The following is a 1546-nucleotide window of genomic DNA, read 5'->3' as shown; positions in this document are numbered from 1 at the left end:
TTTTTCTTCAATTAGTTCAGGAATATCTGAAGGCTTTAAGTCATCATATATATTAATGTTACCATTAAAGTTTCCCCATCTTTTCTTTTTATTGAATATTCCCATTTAATTTTTCCTATGTGCTACAACGGTCTAAATAAACACACGTTTTAATGGTGTTTATTTTTTGTTAGACACAGGTAAAAAATATTATTTAGTTTTAGAAATCACTTTTTCATAGAGTAAAGAAGAGAATAAAGAGTCCTTTAAATTACTTGGTAAATAAAATAGACCATAAACTATTTCTCCATATTTTACTTTTGATGGTAAGTCATCATCTATATCAATGAAAGTACGATCTGTATATTGATTAGAAATTAAAAAAGGGATATTATCTTTATAAACTTGCTCTATTTTTAATTGATTAAAATTTGTTCCAACTGCATTTGACATATGTTCAGCAAAACTACCTCCACTATAAAGCGCATTTAAATTAACTAGCACAAAATCTTTATCCATTGCTAAATCAAATCTATATAATTCATAATTAGATTCATCAGGATTTTTTAAGGCAAACTTAAATTTCGTTTCCTTATAAATTGTATCATTTTGATCCCATACCTGAATTCTATAGTGCCCCTCAGGAATTCGCTTAATAATACTTTCGTTTGGCTTGACTACTTCATCAACATACCATGTTTTTGATAATTCACCATCTTTTTCAATCCATTCAAACGTGACTGATTTTGTAGCGTCACTTGTGTTTAAAAAATAAAAAGATTGTCTGGGGCCATCACTTTTATCAGCTATAATACCCAAAATAATAGCTACTAATAGCAATATGCTTATAGAAAAGCACCCTATTTTTAGTCCTTTTCTCATCCCATTATTTCTTTTTGAATATCCTGAACCAATTTATTTGATTCTTCATTGTCTTTTTTTGTAATAATCATTTTTTGTAAAATAAATATGAGAATCGCAGCTGGAATTAGAGCTATTAGTCCTCCTAAGCCAGCAGCTAATTTATAACCAGGTAAAAAGGCTAAAGGTTCTATATCATTCATACCCATATACGCACCTAATAATAAAAAAGAAATACCAATAGTATAAATAAGTATTCTGCCAATTTTAGAAGATTTTGTGACATCAATTTCTAATTTTGTTGGCATATCTTTTGTCCAATTAAGATCTATTACACTTCCAACTTTATTCCCTCTACTAACTTTAATTTCACGTGACCAATCTTTGTCTGGGGATTTAAACTCTTCAGAAACAATCTCATAACTGTTTGCAAATCTTTCTTGAATCTTCTCAATGATTTTGTTTGAAGCCTCAAGTAATACTTTGTCAGCACTATTGTTTTCGTCAATATTTAAATTAGTGATAATTTTTTCTTCTTTTAGTTCCATATTAAATTGTTTTTAATTTCTTGTGTCTAACGTCTTTTGTATGTTGCGTTTGCCTGCCGAAGGCGGCATATGCAATATACAAATTGTTGTGGCACGTTTTTAAATATTCATTCCGTAGTCCCACTTTTTTATTCCTTTTTCTTTTAGCTTTTCTTTCA

The 1546-nt window shown here is 29.0% G+C and carries 2 protein-coding genes; both read right to left on the bottom strand.

Going from position 1 to position 1546, the window contains the following annotated elements; all coding sequences use genetic code 11:
• Window positions 1-189: 189 nt before the first annotated feature.
• Window positions 190-861, bottom strand: coding sequence for a hypothetical protein (locus FOF46_RS30775; protein ID WP_143919242.1), 672 nt, complete (start codon window positions 859-861; stop codon window positions 190-192).
• Window positions 858-1388 carry a hypothetical protein gene (locus tag FOF46_RS30770; RefSeq protein ID WP_143919241.1) on the bottom strand — a complete coding sequence of 177 codons (531 nt, stop codon included), beginning with the start codon at window positions 1386-1388 and terminating at the stop codon, window positions 858-860. Before FOF46_RS30770 ends, FOF46_RS30775 begins: the two co-directional genes overlap by 4 nt.
• Window positions 1389-1546 lie beyond the last annotated feature (158 nt).

Origin of the sequence: Aquimarina algiphila (assembly GCF_007489275.1) — a bacterium.
Lineage (GTDB): Bacteria > Bacteroidota > Bacteroidia > Flavobacteriales > Flavobacteriaceae > Aquimarina > Aquimarina algiphila.
Note: the sequence above shows the minus strand (reverse complement) of the source record. Positions and strands in the feature narration are given on the sequence as shown.

Bases quoted from the DNA above. Each gene is read 5' to 3' on its own strand.
- FOF46_RS30775 (WP_143919242.1), bottom strand. From the start codon at position 861: ATGAGAAAAGGACTAAAAATAGGGTGCTTTTCTATAAGCATATTGCTA.
- FOF46_RS30770 (WP_143919241.1), bottom strand. From the start codon at position 1,388: ATGGAACTAAAAGAAGAAAAAATTATCACTAATTTAAATATTGACGAA.